The organism is Streptomyces sp. SGAir0957 (genome assembly GCF_043523415.1).
In genome coordinates this window covers 3,104,208-3,122,418 of the sequence record NZ_CP027293.1, presented here as the reverse complement: position 1 = coordinate 3,122,418, position 18,211 = coordinate 3,104,208, and the positions used below count along the sequence as shown (strand labels likewise).

Here is an 18,211-nt window from a genome sequence, read left to right as displayed (position 1 = left end):
ACAGGACACTCCCCGGAAGGGTTCGCATGACCGAGAACCATGAAGCAATCGTCACGGACGCGAAGACGGAGGAGACGGGTGGCTGCCCGGTCGCGCACGGCCGTGCCAAGCACCCGACCCAGGGCGGCGGCAACACGCAGTGGTGGCCCGAGCGCCTCAATCTGAAGATCCTGGCCAAGAACCCCGAGGTGGCGAACCCGCTGGGCGCGGACTTCGACTATGCGGCGGCGTTCAACGCCCTGGACCTCCAGGCCGTCAAGCGCGACATCGCCGAGGTGCTGACCTCCTCGCAGGACTGGTGGCCCGCCGACTTCGGCAACTACGGCCCGCTCATGATCCGCATGGCCTGGCACAGCGCCGGCACGTACCGGATCAGCGACGGCCGCGGTGGCGCCGGCGCCGGTCAGCAGCGGTTCGCGCCCCTCAACAGCTGGCCCGACAACGGCAACCTGGACAAGGCCCGCCGTCTGCTGTGGCCCGTCAAGCAGAAGTACGGCCAGTCCATCTCCTGGGCCGACCTGCTGATCCTCACCGGCAACGTGGCCCTGGAGACGATGGGCCTCAAGACCTTCGGCTTCGCCGGCGGCCGCCCCGACGTGTGGGAGTCCGAGGAGGACGTCTACTGGGGCCCCGAGACCACCTGGCTCGGCGACGAGCGCTACACCGGCGACCGCGAGCTGGAGAACCCGCTCGGCGCCGTGCAGATGGGCCTCATCTACGTGAACCCGGAGGGCCCCAACGGCAACCCGGACCCGATCGCCGCGGCCCGCGACATCCGTGAGACCTTCCGCCGCATGGCGATGAACGACGAGGAGACCGTCGCCCTCATCGCCGGTGGCCACACCTTCGGCAAGACCCACGGCAACGGTCCGGCGGACGCCGTCGGCCCCGACCCCGAGGCCGCCCCGATCGAGGCGCAGGGCCTCGGCTGGGCCAACAGCCACGGCACCGGCAAGGCCGGCGACGCCATCACCAGTGGCCTGGAGGTGACCTGGACCAGCACCCCGACCCAGTGGGGCAACGGGTTCTTCGACAACCTCTTCGGCTACGAGTGGGAGCTGACCCAGAGCCCCGCCGGCGCCAACCAGTGGGTCGCGAAGGACGCCGAGGCGACCATCCCCGACGCGCACGACCCGTCGAAGAAGCAGCTCCCGACGATGCTCACGACCGACCTGTCGCTGCGCTTCGACCCGATCTACGAGCCGATCTCGCGCCGCTTCCACGAGAACCCCGAGGAGTTCGCGGACGCCTTCGCCCGCGCCTGGTACAAGCTGACGCACCGCGACATGGGCCCGCTCGTCCGCTACCTCGGCCCGGAGGTGCCCTCCGAGGAGCTGCTGTGGCAGGACCCGCTGCCCGCGCGCACCCGTGAGGTCATCGACGCCGCGGACATCGCCGCCCTCAAGGAGCAGATCCTCGCCTCGGACCTGACGGTCGCGCAGCTGGTCTCCGCCGCCTGGGCCGCCGCCTCCTCCTTCCGCGGCAGCGACAAGCGCGGCGGTGCCAACGGCGGTCGCATCCGCCTGGAGCCGCAGCGCGGCTGGGCCGTCAACAACCCCGACGACCTGGCGCAGGTCCTCCGTACGCTCGAGGGCGTCCAGGAGTCCTTCAACGCCAAGGGCGGCCGTCAGGTCTCGCTCGCCGACCTCGTGGTGCTCGCGGGCTCCGCGGCCGTCGAGAAGGCGGCCAAGGACGGCGGGTACGACGTCGAGGTGCCGTTCGCGCCGGGCCGTGTGGACGCCTCGCAGGAGCAGACGGACGTCGAGTCGTTCGCCGCGCTCGAGCCGGCCGCCGACGGCTTCCGCAACTACGTCGGCAAGGGCAACCGCCTCCCGGCCGAGTACCTGCTGCTCGACAAGGCGAACCTGCTGACGCTGAGCGCCCCCGAGATGACCGTTCTCGTCGGCGGTCTGCGGGTCCTCGGCGCCACCACCGGCGGCACGAAGCACGGCGTGCTCACCGAGCGGCCGGGCGCCCTGACCAACGACTTCTTCGTCAACCTGCTCGACATGAGCACGACGTGGAAGTCCACGTCCCCGGCGCAGGACGCGTTCGAGGGCCGGGACGCGAGCGGTGCGGTCAAGTGGACCGGCACCCGTGCCGACCTGGTCTTCGGCTCCAACTCCGAGCTGCGCGCGGTGGCCGAGGTCTACGCGAGCGACGACGCGAAGGAGAAGTTCGTGAAGGACTTCGTCGCGGCGTGGAGCAAGGTCATGGACCTGGACCGGTTCGACCTGGTCTGATCCGCCCGCAAGGCATGAAGGAGGGCCGGTTCCCCGCGGGGAGCCGGCCCTCCTCGCGTCAGACGGCCAGGGTGGCCGCCTTGCGCCTCGCCGGTGTCCAGCAGCGGGTGATGTCGCGGACCGAGACGATGCCGACCGGCTCGCCGGCGTCGAGGACGATGAGGTGGCGGAAGCCGCCGTGGGTCATCGCGTCCGCCGCCTGCTCCAGGGTCCACGCCGGGGTGGCGAAGACGACGTCGGTGGTGGTGTGGGTGCCGGCCGCCTCACGGTCCGGGTCCTGGTCGAGGGCGAGCGAGTTGAGGATGTCGCGCTCGGTCAGGATGCCGATGCCGGAGCCGTCGGGGTCGAGGACGACGGCCGCGCCGACGCGGCGTGCCGACATCAGTCGGGCCGCCTGGCGCAGGGTGTGGGTGGGTCCGATGGTGAGGACCATCGTGCTCATGGCGTCGCGGACGAGCATGGATGGAGCCACCTTCCTTGGGAGGCACTTGTGCGACCGCGTCGCCCCGGTTCGGGCCGGGTACGAGAAACGGTTCACAAGTTCACAAGTGGGGGGACTCTCAGGGTCACAGGTAAAGGGAGTGTCAACAAGAGGGCGCGCGAGGCGAGTTGAGGGGCGCGCTCAGCGCCCGGTCAGATAGCTCAGCATCTCGTCGTGCAACAGCCCGTTCGACGCCGCCGCGTTGCCGCTGTGCGGCCCCGGACGCCCGTCGAGACCGGTGAACGTGCCGCCCGCCTCCGTCACCACGATCGCGGGCGCCGCCATGTCCCACAGCGACAGCTCCGGCTCCGCGCACAGGTCGACCGAGCCCTCGGCCACCATCATGTAGGGCCAGAAGTCGCCGTAGCCGCGCGTGCGCCACACCGTCCGCGTCAGATCCAGGAACCCGGGCAGCCGGCCCTGGTCCTCCCAGCCCGTCAGCGAGGAGTACGCGAAGGAGGCGTCGGCCATCCGGCCCACCTTGGAGACGTGCAGCCGGGACGCGGAGGTCAGGCTGCGGCCGGTGAACGCGCCCGCGCCCTTTGCCGCCCACCAGCGCCGGCCGAGCGCGGGCGCCGACACCACGCCGACGACCGGCTGGTAGCCGCCCTCGCCCGCCTCCATCAGGGAGATGAGCGTCGCCCAGACGGGGACCCCGCGTACGTAGTTCTTGGTGCCGTCGATCGGGTCGATGACCCAGCGGCGCGGCCCGGTGCCCTCGACGCCGTACTCCTCGCCGAGGATCGCGTCCCGCGGCCTCGCGCGGGCGAGGTGACCCCGGATCAGCTCCTCGGCAGACTTGTCGGCCTCGCTGACCGGCGTCATGTCCGGCTTGGTCTCCACCTTCAGGTCGAGGGCCTTGAACCGGTCCATCGTCGCGGCGTCGGCGGCGTCCGCGAGGACGTGGGCGAGGCGCAGATCATCGTGGTAGTCGGGCATGACTGCACAGTATCGATCTCGGTCGCCCGAGAGCCACACGGCCTCCGCGCGCGTGGGGCGCGGCAGGGGCGCACATGAGGGCGCGTACGGGTGCCCGCACGCACTATTGACAGGGCAGTCGGGCCCGTCAACTCTGGCGGAACAAGCCGTTCTGAAGGCGGCGGCCCGGGGAGGCGACGATGCCTGCAGCACGGGAATCCTTACTGGACGCGGCGTACACGGCGCTCGCGCGGCGCCCCTGGTCCGGCGTGCGCATGGTGGACGTGGCGGCGGTCGCCGGGGTCTCCCGGCAGACCCTCTACAACGAGTTCGGCTCCAAGGAGGGCCTGGCCCGCGCCCTCGTACGGCGCGAGGCGGACGCCTACCTCGCCGGTGTCGACCGCGCCCTGAAGGAGGGCGGCCTCGACACGGTCGCCGAGTGGACGGTGGCGAGCGCACGGCGCAATCCGCTGGTGCGGGCCGCGCTCACCGGCTGCTGGAGCGAGCGGCTGCCCTCCCCGACGCTCTCGGCGGTGCCGTCCTCGTCCGCCGTGCCGGCGCAGCGCCGCGCGGACGGACCGCTGCCCGCCCCCACCGACCTCCTCGCCGCAGTACGGGACCGGACGCTCGCCGCGCTCGGCTCGGCGGGCGCCGCCAAGACGGAGGCCGAGGCGCTCGCGCGCGACTGCGAACTGGCGGTGCGCATCGCCTTGTCGTGCGTCATGGTGCCGCCGGGGGAGGGCGGTGTGACGCGCCTTGTGCGCGAGACGATCCGGCAGGGGCGCGCCCACGCGTGAGGGTGCGCGGGTATCAGTGCGCCGAGCCCGACAGTTGCAGGCCGATCACGCCCGCGATCACCAGGCTGATCGAGACGATCTTGAGCGTGGAGACCACGTCACCCAGGAAGATCATTCCGTAGATCGCGGTGCCCGCCGCGCCGATGCCCGTCCACACCGCGTACGCCGGGCCCACGTCGAGCTTCTTCAGGGACAGCGTGAGCAGGCCGAAGCTGCCGAGCGCGAACGAGGCGAAGGCGACCGTCGGCCACAGCCGGGTGAAGCCGTGCGAGAGCTTCAGACAGACGGCGAACCCGGTCTCCAGAAACCCCGCGACGATGACCAGCAGCCACGCCATGTGAAGTGCCTCCCGTGCTCCGCTGATCCCGGCTGAATGCGTACGGTTTCGATCTTGCGTCCGGCTTGGTGTGATTATGCCTTTACCAACGCTTGGGGGCAGCAAACAAGACAGAGGTCAGTCGCCCTCGCGCCGCTCGCGTGTGGCCAGCAGACGGCGCAGCGAGTACAGGCGCGCCGGGTCCGCGTGACCCTCCGCGACCCAGGCGTCCAGGGCGCAGTCCGGCTCGTCGTGGCTGCACGCGCGCGGGCAGTTCTCCGTGCCGGGCTCCAGATCGGGGAAGGCGTGGATGACCCGCGACGGGTCCACGTGGTGGAGGCCGAACGAGCGTACGCCCGGGGTGTCGACGACCCAGCCGGCCTCGCCGGGCAGCGGCAGCGCCCGCGCCGACGTCGTGGTGTGCCGGCCGCGCCCCGTGACCGCGTTGACATGGCCCGTCGTACGCCGCTGGTCCTGCGCCACCAGGGCGTTCACCAGCGTCGTCTTGCCCACGCCCGAGTGGCCGACGAACGCGGTGATCTTGCCGTCGAGCTGCTCGCGCACCAGCGCCACCGCCGTGCCGTCCTCCAGCTCCTCGCGGCTGGTCACCACGTAGGGGATGTCGAGATCCCCGTACAGCTCCAGGAGCTTGTCCGGTGACGCCAGGTCCGACTTGGTCAGGACGAGGAGCGGGGTGAGGCCGCCGTCGAACGCCGCGACGAGGCAGCGGTCGATCATGCGCGGGCGCGGTTCGGGGTCGGCCAGCGCGGTGACGATGGCCAGCTGGTCGGCGTTGGCGACGACGACGCGCTCGTAGGGGTCGTCGTCGTCCGCCGTACGGCGCAGGACCGAGCTGCGCGGCTCGATGCGGACGATACGGGCGAGCGTGTCCTTGTTGCCGGACAGGTCGCCGACGACGGCCACCTGGTCGCCGACGACCGCCGCCTTGCGGCCCAGTTCGCGGGCCTTCATCGCGTGGACGGGACGGTCGTCGATGAGGACGGTGAGACGGCCCCGGTCGACCGTGAGGACCATGCCCTCCGCCGCGTCCTCGTGCTTCGGCCTGATGTTCGTCCGCGGCCTGTTCCCCTTGCGGTTGGGGCGCTGGCGGATGTCGTCCTCGTCGGTGTGCTTGCCGTAGCGGCGCATCGCTCTGCGTTCCCTACGTCCGGTCCGCCCCGGGCGTCCCGGACGATTCGAGCATTCCGGTCCACATGGCGGGGAAGTCCGGCAGCGTCTTCGCCGTCGTCGCCACGTTCTCGATCTGTACGCCGTCCACCGCCAGGCCGATGATCGCGCCCGCCGTCGCCATGCGGTGGTCGTCGTAGGTGTGGAAGATCCCGCCGTGCAGGCGGCGCGGGCGGATGTGCAGGCCGTCGGCCGTCTCGGTGACGTCACCGCCCAGCTCGTTGATCTCCTTGGTGAGCGCGGCCAGGCGGTCCGTCTCGTGCAGGCGCAGGTGGGCCACGCCGCTCAGCGTGGACGGGCCGTCGGCGAGGGCCGCGACCGCCGCGATGCCGGGGGTCAGCTCGCCGACCTCGCCGAGGTCCACGTCGATGCCGTGGACCGTGCCCGAGCCCGTGAACGTCAACCCCTGCTCGGTCAGTTCGCAGGAACCACCCATCCGCGTGAAGATCTCGCGCAGCGCGTCGCCGGGCTGCGTGGTGTGGTGCGGCCAGTCCGGGATCGTCACCCGGCCGCCCGTGATCAGCGCCGCCGCCAGGAACGGCTGCGCGTTCGACAGGTCCGGCTCGATGACGATGTCCCGGCCGAGCAGGGCACCGGGCGTGACCCGCCACACGTTCGCCTCGCCGCCCGACTCCGGGGTGTCGACCTGGGCGCCGACCGCCCGCAGCATGTCGACCGTCATCCGGATGTGGGGCATCGAGGGCAGCGTGGAGCCCGTGTGGCGGACCTCCACGCCCTGGTTGAAGCGCGGCGCCGACAGCAGCAGCGCGGAGACGAACTGGGACGACGACGACGCGTCGATCTCCACGGCGCCGCCGTCGAGCGCCCCGCCGCCGTGCACCGTCAGGGGCAGCGCGCCGCGGTTGTCGTCGTCGATACGGGCGCCGAGCGTGCGCAGCGCGTCGATGACGCCGTGCAGCGGACGCTCGTACGAACGGGGGTCGCCGTCGAACCGGATCGGCCCGTCGGCGAGCGCCGCGACCGGCGGCAGGAACCGCATGACCGTGCCCGCGTTGCCCACGTCGACCGTGGCCGGGCCGCGCAGCCCCGACGGGATGACGCGCCACGCCTCGCCCGAACCCTCCGGGCCCACGCCCTCCTCGATACCGACGCCCATCTCGCGCAGCGCGCTCGCCATCAGCAGGGTGTCGCGCGAGCGCAGCGGGCGGCGCAGCCAGCCCGGCTCGGCGGCGAGCGCCGCCAGGACGAGGGCGCGGTTCGTGACGGACTTCGACCCCGGCACCGCGACGGTCGCGTCGACGGCGCCGCTCGCGAGAGGGGCGGGCCAGAGGGCGGTGGGCGCGGGGTGCGTGGTCATGCCCCCACTTTAGTGGGCCCGGACCGGGTCACCTGTTCAGAGGCCGAGCAGCCAGCGGCCCCCGCCCAGCAGCGAGCACAGAGCGACGGCGTGGAAGAAAAAGAGCCACATTCCCGCCGGGACGTGCGTGAGGCGGGAGAGCTGATCGGCGTCCGAGTCGCCCGCGCTGCCCCGGCGGCGCTTGCCCTGCAGTTCGAACGCGGGGCGGACGCCGCCCAGGAGCAGGAACCAGACCGCGGCGTAGGCGAACGCCGCCTGGATCTGCGGGCCCGTCAGCCAGGAGATCAGCAGGAAGGCGCCGCCGGTCAGCACCACGGTGAGGGCGCCGTACGCGTTTCTGATCATCACCAGCATCGCGAGGAGCAGGGCTGTCGCCAGCCACAGGAGCAGCGTGATGCGGCCCGTCGCCAGGAGGGCCGCGCCGCCCAGGCCGAGCAGGGGCGGGGCCGTGTAGCCCGCCGCCGCGGTGAGGATCATGCCGAGACCGGTGGGCTTGCCCCGGCTCACGGTCAGGCCGCTGGTGTCCGAGTGCAGGCGGATGCCGTCGAGCCTGCGGCCCATCAGGAGGGCGATGAGGCCGTGGCCGCCCTCGTGGGCGATGGTGATGGCGTTGCGGGAGAGGCGCCAGACGGTGTGGGGGGTCACGGCGGCCAGGGCGAGGACGCCGGTGGCTATGACCACCCACTGGTCGGGGTCGGGCTGGGTACCGGTGAGGCGGTTCCAGAGGGTGGTGTCCATGGAGGGCTCGGCTCCCGTTCGTGGTTCCGGGGACTTCGATGGCGGTTCTGGGTTGTGCTCTGGCACTGTGGCACGTATGTGCGGACGGTATGCGTCGAGTCGTGGGCCCGAGGATCTCGCGGCGATCTTCGAGATCGAGAAGTGGGAGCCGGAGGAGGGCTATGAGCCCGACTACAACGTGGCGCCCACCAAAGAGGTCTACGCCGTTCTCGACCGCCCCGTGAAAGACGCCGACGATCCGCGTCCGGTTCGCCAGCTGCGCAAACTGAGGTGGGGCCTTGTGCCGTCCTGGGCCAAGACGCCCGAAGGCGCCGCCCGGATGATCAACGCGCGGGCCGAGACGGTGCACGAGAAGCCGTCGTACCGCCGGGCCTTCGCCGCCCGGCGCTGCATCCTTCCCGCGGACGGGTATTACGAGTGGGTCACCGGGGAGCAGGAGCGGGAGCTCGAGGTCGAGGGGAAGCGGAAGCGTCCGCGAAAGCAGCCGTACTTCGTGACGCCCGCCGACGGGGGCGTGTTCGCCATGGCCGGGCTGTACGAGTTCTGGCGGGACCGGACGCTGCCGGACGAGCATCCTCTGGCGTGGTGGGTCACGTGCTCGGTGATCACCACCGAGGCGGAGGTCGCTCCGCTCGGGGTCGCGCCCGAGGGCGGGCCGCGGTCGCTCGCCGACATCCATCCGCGGATGCCGTTGATGCTCACGCCCGACCGGTGGGACGCGTGGCTGGATCCCGGCGTGAGCGACGTGGAGAGTGCGCGGGCGCTGCTCGCGCCGCCGCCGGAAGGGCTCATGCGGGCCTATCCCGTGTCCACCGCGGTCAGCAATGTACGCAACAACGGGGCCGAGCTGCTGAAGGAGATCGACGGGCCCGAGGAAGGCACCCTGTTCTGACGCCCTCCGTACGGGATGCCCTGCGCACACGTTTCGCGGGCGCGGCCCGGTGGGGCTTCTGCGTCACCATGAAGGCGTGAATCGTACGGAGATCCATTCCACTGCTGCGGGTGATGCTCGTGTCACCTGGCACGACGCCCCGGAACCCGCGCTCGTCCTTGCCGTCGGTCATGGGGCCGGGGGCGGCATCGAGGCGCGAGATCTGCAGGCCCTTGCGCGGGTGCTGCCGGAACACGGGGTGAGCGTTGCCCTTGTGGAGCAGCCCTGGCGGGTCGCCGGGAAGAAGGTCGCGCCCGCTCCGAAGACCCTTGATGTGGGGTGGCGCGGCCTCTGGCCCGCCCTTGCCGAGCCCGGGCTGCCCGTGATCGCCGGAGGGCGGAGCGCCGGGGCGCGGGTCGCCTGTCGGACCGCCGAGGAGCTGGGGGCCGTCGCCGTGCTCGCGCTCAGCTTTCCGCTGCACCCGCCCGGCAAGCCCGAGAAGTCCCGGGCGGAGGAGTTGCTGGGGGCCGGGGTGCCCACGCTGGTCGTCCAAGGGGGCAATGATCCGTTCGGCAGGCCGGGGGAGTTTCCGGAGCCGGCTGGGTTCCAGCTCGTCGAAGTGGCTTACGGGGATCACGGGTTCGCCGTTCCGAAGCGCGCCGGGATCAGTGAGGAGGAGGCCATGGCTGTTGTCACGGACGCCGTGACCGCCTGGATCCGGTCGCTCCGGGGCCCGGGAATGTCCCGTGCGCGGTGTGTGTTGTGAGGAGCGTCGGTGACACTGCGTACGAGAGGAAGTCCGCCGCATGGGTTCGACCATCTGCCCGGGCCGCGCCACCACTCCTGAGCTGGAGTGGAGCGTGCTGAGTGCGGCCAAGACCGCTCCCATTCGGGCGGCGGGCGGACCGGATCGTCGTCTATCCTCCGATTCGGGTGGGACCTTCCCGGGTCTCGCGAAGTCTTCGGAGGAGGTGGGTCCGGTCACAGGGACCGACGCAGGGACCGAGCACGGCCAGGCGGACGAGCGCCCGGAGCCCGCGGAGAGCGACGCCGAGCGCAGCGCTCGCTTCGAGCGGGACGCTCTGGAGTTCCTCGACCAGATGTATTCGGCCGCGCTGCGCATGACGCGCAATCCGGCGGACGCCGAGGACCTGGTGCAGGAGACGTACGCCAAGGCGTACGCGTCCTTCCACCAGTTCCGTGAGGGGACCAACCTCAAGGCGTGGCTGTACCGGATCCTGACGAACACCTTCATCAACTCGTACCGCAAGAAGCAGCGCGAGCCCCAGCGCAGCGCCGCCGAGGAGATCGAGGACTGGCAGCTCGCGCGTGCCGAGTCGCACATGTCCACCGGTCTGCGCTCCGCCGAGTCGCAGGCGCTCGATCATCTGCCCGACTCCGACGTGAAGCGGGCCCTGCAGGCGATCCCCGAGGAATTCCGCATCGCGGTCTATCTCGCCGACGTAGAGGGCTTTGCGTACAAGGAGATCGCGGACATCATGGGAACACCCATCGGTACGGTGATGTCCCGGCTGCACAGGGGGCGTCGCCAGCTGCGCGGCATGCTCGAGGACTACGCCCGTGACCGCGGGCTCGTCCCGGCCGGCGCCGGAGAGTCGAACGAAGCGAAAGGCTCGGGCTCATGAGCTGCGGAGAGCCGCACGAGACGGACTGCAGTGAGGTCCTCGACCATCTCTATGAGTTTCTTGACCGAGAGATGCCGGACTCCGACTGCACCAAGTTCGAGGTGCACTTCGAGGAGTGCTCCCCGTGCCTGGAGAAGTACGGCCTCGAGCAGGCCGTGAAGAAGCTGGTCAAGCGGTGCTGCGGACATGACGACGTGCCCGCCGACCTGCGGGCCAAGGTCATGGGGCGCATCGATCTGATCCGCTCCGGGCAGCCCGCTTCCGACGAGGGTACCTCGCTCGGCTGAGATGTGCGCAGGCGGCGTGAACTCCCGTGCCTTGTGCGGGAGTTCGCTTCCGGCGTCACTTCATTCACTCGAACGTGCTAATCCCGGCCTCTGAGCCGCTCTGACGGTCCGGCACGCGTCCTATCCTCCCTGAATCGGTCGTCACGGGGAGGGGGTTGGGCATGCGTTCGGTACCGCCGGTGGCCCGTGTGTTCGTCCTGCTGGCCGGTGGTGGCGCCCTCGGGTGCGTGCTGCCCGCCTTCTCCGACGACACCGCGTGGGGCGTCGTGGCCTTGCTCGCCTGTGTCTATGCCGCGTGTGAGCAGGTCGGGCGGTGCCGGATCCTCGGACGGCGGGCCCCGAAGGGGATGGGGACGTTCTTCCCCGTGCTCCTTGCAGGAGCGTTTCTGCTGCCCGCCTCCGTCGCCGCCCTCGTCGCCGTGCCCGGCGCCTTCCTCGCCCGTGTCGACCAGCGGCCCGTCGGGCTGCGGCGACTGTGGCGGGGCGCGCAGCTCGTGCTCGGGATCCGGGCGGCCGCCGAGGCGTTCGCGGTTCTGGGTGGGCCGGACGCCGTCGCCGCGGGGCGCCTCGCGTACGCCCTCGGGCCCGCTGCCGCCACTGTCCTCGTTTTCTGCGCAGTACTTACTGTCACCGACGGCGCAATTCTCGCCCTTGCCGAGCGTGTGCCCCCGTCGGCCGCCTGGCGCGGGCTCTTCCTGCGCTCCCTCGCGCCCGTCGGCGTGCACGGGCTCGCCGGGCTGCTGATGGCCGTCCTGTGGGCCAGTCCCTACGGGGCCGTGGCCGCGCTGCTCGTCCTGCTGCCGATGTACATCTCCTGCTGGGTGTTCGCCCAGTACCAGCGCGAGCGCGCCGCCCACCAGGCCACCATCCGGGCTCTCGTCCAGGCCGTCGACATCAAGGACGGCTACACGCGCGGGCACAGCGAGCGCGTCGGGCAGGCGTCCATGATGATCGCCCGCGAGCTGGGGATGGCCGACGAGCGCGTGGAGATCCTCCGGTTCGCCGGGATCCTGCACGACGTGGGCAAGCTCGGGGTGCCCACCCGGCTGCTGCGCAAGGACGGGCCTCTCACGCCCGAGGAGCGGGAGATCATCCAGCTGCATCCCGAGTACGGGCACGAGATCGTGCGGGGCATCGGGTTCCTGGGCGAGGCGCGCGCCGCGATCCTCCACCACCATGAGCGGCTCGACGGCAGCGGCTATCCGTACGGGCTCGCCGGGGCCCAGATCCCCGAGTTCGCGCGCGTGGTCGCGGTGGCCGACGCCTTCGACGCCATGACCTCCACGCGTACGTACTCGCGGGCGCGGCCCGTCCCGGTCGCCCTTGCCGAACTGGAGCGGTGCGCCGGCTCGCAGTTCGACCCCGTGATGGTGCGGGCGCTGGCCGACGTGCTGGGGCGGGAGGGCTGGCACCCCGTGGTCACCGCCGACGAGGGGACGGTGCCCGCCGCCCGCCGCGAGGGTGTGGCCGTGCCGGGGGCGGCCCCCCGGTGACGCAGTCCGGTTCCGGGCGCCCACCCATGGTGGTCGGTCTTCGCGCGGCCGCGGGACTGCTCACCCTGCTCTCCCTGGCGTCCACCGCCTGGCACGGGCTCGACCGGCCCGGGGTCGCGCTCGCCTTCGGGCTGCTGATCGTCGTGGGGGAGCTGGCCCGGTGGGGCGGGGGCGTGGACCGTGAGCCCGCGCCGCTCGGCACTGCGGGGGCGCTCGCGTACGCGCTGCTCGGGCAGGCGGGCGGGCAGCCGTCCCAGCACGGGGTGGAGCAGGTCGTCGCCATCACCGTCGCGGGCACCTTGCTCGGCTGCGTGCCGCACGTCGCCAGGGGGCAAGGGCCCTCGCTCGACAACATGGCGCGGCGCGTGCTGACCGTCGCCTTCGCCGCCGTCTGCTTCCAGCCGCTCTACAACGAGGGCGTGGTGCTGCGCTGGGTCGGCGACGGGGCGTACTACGCCTTGTTCGTCGCCGGGCTGCTCGCGCTCACCGCGCTGTGCGACGCCGTGCTCGCCGCCGCCATCGCGCACGCGCGCACGCGCTGGCCGTTCGGCCCGCTGCTCCGGGACGAACTGCGGGCCATGCCCGGCATCGGCTCCGCCGTCTGCGCGACCGGGGCCGTCATGGCGCTCGCGGTCGCCGTGGCCGGGCTGTGGGCGCTGCCCGTCATCAGCCTGCCGTTGCTCCTCACCCAGCTGGCCTTCCGCCGCTACGCCGCCGTGCGCGCCACGTACCGGCAGACCATCGCCTCGCTCGCCCGTGCCACCGAGATCGCGGGGTACACGCCGCACGGGCACGCCCACCGGGTCGCCGCGCTCAGCCGGTCCGTCGGGCGTGAGCTGGGGCTCTCCGAACCGGACCTGACCGTTCTGGAGTACGCGGCGCTGATGCACGACATCGGGCAGCTCTCGCTCCTCGACCCGGTCGCGCAGGGGGCGACGGCGGCGCTGCCCGCCGCCCAGCAGCGCCGCATCGCCCTGCTCGGTGGCGCCGTCGTACGGCAGACGGGCGTGGACTCCCAGGTCGCCGTGGTGGTGGAGCGGCAGGCCGACCCGTACCGTGAACAGCCGCTGACCGCACGGATTGTGCGGACAGCGAACGCGTACGACGAGATGGCCAGGGAAGAGGGCCCCCAGGGTCCGCTCGCCGCCCTGGAACGGCTGCGTCTCGGCACGGGGCGCGACTACTCGTCCGAGGTCGTGGAGGCGCTGGCCAGGGTGGTGGCGCACCCCGGTCTGAGCCTGGGGTCGGCTGGGTAACCCATGGGTAATGAGCGAGCGTCCGACCGTACGTGGTTGGATGCGAAGAAGAGGGTGTTCCGGGGGCACGGGCCTCGAGTATCGGCAGGCGGGAATCGTGAGGATCTTCGGCAAGGGACGACACCGGCCCTCCGCCTCATGGCGGCAGGCCACAGATCGTGCGTTCACGCTGATCGGCGACGGTCGCTACGAGGACGCGGGGGCGCTGCTCACGCGCGCCGCCGATCTGGAGCCCTGGCTGTCCGAGTCCTGGTTCAACCTCGCGCTGCTGCACAAGTTCCGGCACGACTGGGAGCAGGCGCGCACCGCCGGGCTGCGGGCCGTCGCCCTGCTCGAGCGGGAGACCGGCGCCCCCGACTGGTGGAACGTGGGGATCGCCGCGACCGCCCTCCAGGACTGGCCGCTGGCCCGGCGGGCCTGGCAGGCCTACGGGCTCAAGGTGCCCGGCGGAGCCACCGCCGCGGGCGAGCCGACCGGGATGGACCTGGGCAGCGCCGCCGTCCGGCTGTCGCCCGAGGGCGAGGCCGAGGTCGTGTGGGGGCGCAGGCTCGACCCCGCGCGCATCGAAGTGCTCTCCATTCCGCTGCCCTCCTCCGGGCGGCGCTGGGGCGAGGTCGTGCTGCACGACGGCGTCCCGCACGGGGAGCGGACCACCGCGGCCGGGCACTCCTACCCCGTCTTCGACGAGATCGAGCTGTGGGCGCCCTCGCCGGTGCCGACCTGGGTCGTGCTCCTGGAGGCAGCCACCGAGGCCGACCGGGACGCCCTGGAGCGGCTCGCGGCCGACGCCGGGTTCGCGGCCGAGGACTGGTCGTCGTCGGTGCGACTCCTCTGCCGGATGTGCTCCGAGTCGCGGATGCCGTCCGACGAGGGCGACGGGCAGCACCTCGATCCGCACGATCACAGTGAGCCGGGGCATCCCGGGCCGCTGGGGCATCGGACGGACGGGCAGTTGTGGGTGCCTGAGCGCGAGTGCGGGGTGGCTGCGCCGGCTTCCCTGGTTCGGGGGTTGCTGGACGGGTGGGTCGCGGACTCGCCCGATTCCCGGGACTGGCGGGATCTTGAAGAGGTCTGTTAGGTGCGCTGGCGGGTGCGGGTTTCGTCGTGTCTGGGCGCGCCGTTCCCCGCGCCCCCGGCGGGGCGCTACCTGATCGGCGCCCGCAAACTCCCCGTACCCTGTAAGGGTTCCCAGTAGATTTCAGGAAGGCTTACCTCGGTCATGGCCCAGCAGGACACCGATCAGCAGCGCGCGGGCGTGCTCCCCGTGGACGACGAGGGCTTCGTCATCGACACCGAGGACTGCGAGGCGCGCGAGGCGGCCTACCGGGAGCGCGGGACGTCGCGGCCGATCACCGTCGTCGGCAACCCCGTCCTGCACACGGAGTGCAAGGACGTGACCGAGTTCGACGACGAGCTGGCCGCTCTGGTCGACGACATGTTCGCAAGCCAGCGCACCGCCGAGGGTGTCGGTCTCGCCGCCAACCAGATCGGGGTCGACCGCAAGGTCTTCGTCTACGACTGCCCGGACGACGAGGGCGTGCGCCACACCGGCGTCGTCTGCAACCCCGTCCTGCAGGAGCTGCCCGCCGAGCGGCGCCGGCTCGACGACTCCAACGAGGGCTGCCTCTCCGTGCCGACGGCGTACGCCGAGCTCGCACGCCCCGACTACGCGGTGGTGACCGGGCAGGACGAGAAGGGCAACCCCATCACGGTGCGCGGCACCGGGTACTTCGCGCGCTGCCTCCAGCACGAGACGGACCACCTGTACGGCTACCTCTACATCGACCGCCTGTCGAAGCGGGAGCGCAAGAACGCCCTGAAGCAGATGGAGGAGGGGACGCCGCGCTACCCCGTGGTCCCCAACAACTGAGGTGCGGTTGCACAGTTGAGCGTCGAGCGGCGCCCGGTACGGATGTTTCCGAGCCGGGCGCCGCTCTTGTGTGTGCCCGCGCTCACATTCGTACGCCCGGGTGTGCGAACAGGACCGGCCGATCGTGACCCATATTCAGACATGTAAGGGGACGATTCCGGCGACTGGGGGTAGTGAGGGGAGCAAATCCATTCCCAGAACGGTCAGTTGTAGTGCTGAATAGAAAGCGCGGGGATACGCAACGGCGCGCGCCCGGCACTGCGGGAGGGCGCACGCCATCAGGCGGCAGAGAGGGGTTTGTTCGTGCCTGCTTATCCAGAGACAGCGGTCCCACCGGCGCTGGCGCTACCGGTGATCGAGGACGCGTTTCCTCGCAATCTGCACCCCTATTGGCCAAAGCTCCAGGAGACAACGCGGTCCTGGCTGCTCGAAAAGCGTCTGATGCCCGCCGACAAGGTGCAGAAATATGCCGATGGTCTGTGCTACACGGACTTGATGGCGGGCTACTACACTGACGCGCCCAACGACGTGCTCGCCGCCATATGCGACTACAGCGCGTGGTTCTTCGTCTGGGACGACCGCCACGACCGCGACGTGATCCACGGCCGGACGGCCAACTGGCGGCGGCTCGCGGTCGAGCTGCACGCGGCCACAGAGGCCCCACACCTGCACCAGAACCACAAGGACCCCGTGGTCGCGGGGTTCGCCGAGAGCGTGGGCCGGCTCTACGGCTCGCTCGGCCGGACGTGGAACGGCCGGTTCGCCCGCCACTTCCACGTGGTGATCGACGCGTACGACCAGGAGTTCCACAACCGAATGACGGGCACCGTCCCGTCCGTCGACGAATACATCGCCTTGCGCCGCAATACGTTCGCGCACTGGATCTGGCTCGACCTGCTTGAGTTGAGCGCCCAGTACGAACTCCCCGGGTGGGTTCGGAAAAACGATGCGTATCGTCGTGCGGCGCTTGCCTGCCAGGATTTCGCGGCCTGGTACAACGATCTGTGCTCTTTGCCCAAGGAACTCGCGGGCGAGGAATTGCACAACCTCGGGATAAGCCTCATCAAACACGAGGGGCTTTCTCTTCGGCAGGCAATAGCGGAAGTGCGTGGCAGAGTCGAGGGCACCATCGAGGATTTCATCGCCGCGGAGGCGGAGGTGGAACAGCTCGCGGTTGCGACGGAAAACATCGGCGCCCACGGGAAGGAACTCGCGAGGGCTTTACGGTCGTGCGTGGGAAATATGCGGAACTGGTTCAGTTCCGTGTACTGGTTCCACCACGAGTCCGGGCGCTACGCGGTCGACAGCTGGGACGACCGGGCGACCCCGCCCTACGTCACCGACAGCGAGCCGAGCGAACACACGGACCAAGTGGGAGAGTGCGCATGACCGTCGAATCGACCCTGCCGGCGCCCTCGTCGCCCGGCGCGGAGCCGGGGCGGCCCCCACTCGCCCCGGGCGGCGCGCCGCTGCTCGGCCACGCCTGGAACCTGCTGCGGGACCCGCTCGGCTTCCTGACACGGCTGCGCGACGGCGGCGACGTCGTCCGGCTCAAGCTGGGTCCGGGGACGGCCTATGCGGTGTGCGACCCCGATCTGGTCGCCACGCTGCTCAAGAGCCCGGACTTCCTGGTCGGAGGCCCGCTCTGGGAGACGATGGGCGTCCTGCTCGGCAAGGGCGTGGCGACCAGCAACGGGCCGCTGCACCGGCGCCAGCGCCGCGCCATCCAGCCCGCGTTCCGCATGGACCGGATCCACGAGTACGCGGCCGTCATGGAGGAGGAGGCGCAGGCGATGGCCGCCCGGTGGAGCGACGGGCAGCACGTCGACATCGCCGCCGAGGTGTTCCGTACGGCGACCCGGATCGTGGCCCGTTCCGTGCTCCACATCGAGTCCGTCGACGAGCGGGCCGACCGGCTGAGCGCGGCGCTGCACACGGTGTTCGAGGGCCTGTACCGCCGGATGGTCCTTTCCTTCGGACCGCTGTACCGGCTGCCGACCCCGGCGAACCGGCGATTCGAGAACGCGTTGGCCGATTTGCATCGGCTTGTCGATGAGATCGTCGCCGAACGAAGGGCGTCGGGAAGCAATCCCGGCGACCTTCTCGCGGCCTTGCTCGACGACCGCGACGAGAATGGTGAAACCGTCAACGACCAAGAGGTCCACGACCAAGTCGTGTCCCTCGTCGTGGCCGGTGCCGAGAATGTCGCGAAGACCCTGACGTGGGTGTTCCAGCTTCTCGCCGAACACCCCGATGCGGAAAAGCGGTTGTACACGGAGGTGGAATCCGTGACGGGTGGCGAACCCGTCGCTTTCGGTGACGTCAAGGAACTCGCATATATGCGGAATCTGCTCACCGAGGCGATGCGGATTCGGCCCGCTGTCTGGATATTGACGCGGCTCGCCGTCGTCGACACCACGCTCGGGGGTTATCGCATTCCCGCCGGGTCGGACATCGTCTACAGCCCGCTGGCCATGCAGCGCGACCCGCGCGCGTTCACCGACCCCCTGGCCTTCGACCCGGACCGGTGGCTGCCCGAGCGGGCCGCGGACGTCACACCCGCCGCGCACGCCCCGTTCAGCGTCGGCAATCGCAAGTGCCCCGGCGACCACTTCTCCATGGCCGAACTGTCGCTGATCCTGGGCACGGTGGTGTCCCGCTGGCGGCTCGTGCCGACCCCGGAGACGGACGGCTCGGCCCGTATCGGGATCACGCTCCAGCCGAAGCGGGCGGTGCTGAGGGTCGAGGCGCGCCGCTAGACCGAGGCGCGCCGGTGGGTCGGGGCGTGC

Annotated in this window: 18 protein-coding genes; 12 read left to right on the top strand and 6 right to left on the bottom strand. The window is 71.0% G+C overall.

From position 1 onward, the window contains the following. Positions 1–26 precede the first annotated feature (26 nt). Positions 27–2,243: a catalase/peroxidase HPI gene (gene katG, locus C1N81_RS18910; protein WP_394430616.1), complete on the top strand. Its 2,217-nt coding sequence runs from the start codon at positions 27–29 to the stop codon at positions 2,241–2,243. Between the two features lie 58 nt (positions 2,244–2,301). On the opposite strand, the gene C1N81_RS18905 is transcribed toward katG, so the two are convergent. Both C1N81_RS18905 and hisN read right to left on the bottom strand, forming a co-directional pair. Continuing rightward, on the bottom strand, positions 2,302–2,703 hold the full coding sequence (locus C1N81_RS18905) for a CBS domain-containing protein (protein WP_394430614.1): 402 nt from the start codon (positions 2,701–2,703) through the stop codon (positions 2,302–2,304). A 162-nt stretch (positions 2,704–2,865) separates the two neighbouring features. Further along, entirely contained in the window at positions 2,866–3,663 is a 798-nt protein-coding gene (hisN, locus tag C1N81_RS18900; RefSeq protein ID WP_394430612.1) for a histidinol-phosphatase, read from the bottom strand. 179 nt (positions 3,664–3,842) lie between these two features. Between hisN and C1N81_RS18895 the strand changes: the two genes are divergently transcribed. Next, the gene (locus tag C1N81_RS18895) at positions 3,843–4,439 is read left to right on the top strand and encodes a TetR/AcrR family transcriptional regulator (RefSeq protein ID WP_394430610.1); all 597 of its coding nucleotides are present in this window, start codon (positions 3,843–3,845) and stop codon (positions 4,437–4,439) included. A gap of 13 nt (positions 4,440–4,452) precedes the next feature. Here the strand turns inward: C1N81_RS18895 and C1N81_RS18890 are convergent, their stop codons facing one another. The 4 genes from C1N81_RS18890 to C1N81_RS18875 form a co-directional block, all read right to left on the bottom strand. Next, complete coding sequence (locus C1N81_RS18890; RefSeq protein WP_394430609.1) at positions 4,453–4,776, bottom strand: DMT family transporter; 324 nt, start codon at positions 4,774–4,776, stop codon at positions 4,453–4,455. A gap of 117 nt (positions 4,777–4,893) precedes the next feature. Beyond that, positions 4,894–5,904, bottom strand: coding sequence for a ribosome small subunit-dependent GTPase A (rsgA, locus tag C1N81_RS18885; protein ID WP_394430607.1), 1,011 nt, complete (start codon positions 5,902–5,904; stop codon positions 4,894–4,896). A 13-nt stretch (positions 5,905–5,917) separates the two neighbouring features. Further along, positions 5,918–7,261 (bottom strand): 3-phosphoshikimate 1-carboxyvinyltransferase, encoded by a 1,344-nt coding sequence (gene aroA, locus C1N81_RS18880; protein WP_394430605.1) that lies wholly within the window; start codon positions 7,259–7,261, stop codon positions 5,918–5,920. A gap of 36 nt (positions 7,262–7,297) precedes the next feature. Next, positions 7,298–7,999, bottom strand: a complete 702-nt coding sequence (locus tag C1N81_RS18875) for a M50 family metallopeptidase (protein WP_394430603.1) — start codon at positions 7,997–7,999, stop codon at positions 7,298–7,300. Positions 8,000–8,075: 76 nt separating this feature from the next. Here C1N81_RS18875 and C1N81_RS18870 point away from each other — a divergent pair, with 76 nt between their 5' ends. From C1N81_RS18870 to C1N81_RS18825, 10 genes are all read left to right on the top strand, one after another. Further along, positions 8,076–8,891, top strand: coding sequence for an SOS response-associated peptidase (locus C1N81_RS18870; protein WP_394430601.1), 816 nt, complete (start codon positions 8,076–8,078; stop codon positions 8,889–8,891). A 76-nt stretch (positions 8,892–8,967) separates the two neighbouring features. After that, positions 8,968–9,636, top strand: coding sequence for an alpha/beta hydrolase family protein (locus tag C1N81_RS18865; RefSeq protein ID WP_394430599.1), 669 nt, complete (start codon positions 8,968–8,970; stop codon positions 9,634–9,636). Between the two features lie 205 nt (positions 9,637–9,841). Continuing rightward, the gene (gene sigR, locus C1N81_RS18860) at positions 9,842–10,516 is read left to right on the top strand and encodes an RNA polymerase sigma factor SigR (RefSeq protein WP_361064360.1); all 675 of its coding nucleotides are present in this window, start codon (positions 9,842–9,844) and stop codon (positions 10,514–10,516) included. Next, positions 10,513–10,803: a mycothiol system anti-sigma-R factor gene (gene rsrA / locus C1N81_RS18855; RefSeq protein WP_394430597.1), complete on the top strand. Its 291-nt coding sequence runs from the start codon at positions 10,513–10,515 to the stop codon at positions 10,801–10,803. The genes sigR and rsrA overlap by 4 nt, the downstream gene beginning before the upstream one ends. 161 nt (positions 10,804–10,964) lie before the next feature. Next, a complete protein-coding gene (locus C1N81_RS18850; RefSeq protein ID WP_394430596.1) occupies positions 10,965–12,296 on the top strand; it encodes an HD-GYP domain-containing protein in 1,332 nt (443 codons plus the stop codon). Positions 12,297–12,322: 26 nt separating this feature from the next. Next, entirely contained in the window at positions 12,323–13,552 is a 1,230-nt protein-coding gene (locus C1N81_RS18845) for an HD-GYP domain-containing protein (RefSeq protein WP_394430594.1), read from the top strand. 97 nt (positions 13,553–13,649) lie between these two features. After that, entirely contained in the window at positions 13,650–14,630 is a 981-nt protein-coding gene (locus C1N81_RS18840) for a tetratricopeptide repeat protein (RefSeq protein WP_394430592.1), read from the top strand. A 141-nt stretch (positions 14,631–14,771) separates the two neighbouring features. Next, positions 14,772–15,422: a peptide deformylase gene (gene def, locus C1N81_RS18835; RefSeq protein ID WP_394430590.1), complete on the top strand. Its 651-nt coding sequence runs from the start codon at positions 14,772–14,774 to the stop codon at positions 15,420–15,422. Positions 15,423–15,773: 351 nt separating this feature from the next. Continuing rightward, positions 15,774–16,811, top strand: a complete 1,038-nt coding sequence (locus C1N81_RS18830) for a terpene synthase family protein (RefSeq protein WP_394430588.1) — start codon at positions 15,774–15,776, stop codon at positions 16,809–16,811. Further along, the gene (locus C1N81_RS18825; RefSeq protein ID WP_394430586.1) at positions 16,808–18,181 is read left to right on the top strand and encodes a bifunctional albaflavenone monooxygenase/terpene synthase; all 1,374 of its coding nucleotides are present in this window, start codon (positions 16,808–16,810) and stop codon (positions 18,179–18,181) included. The genes C1N81_RS18830 and C1N81_RS18825 overlap by 4 nt, the downstream gene beginning before the upstream one ends. Positions 18,182–18,211: the final 30 nt, after the last annotated feature.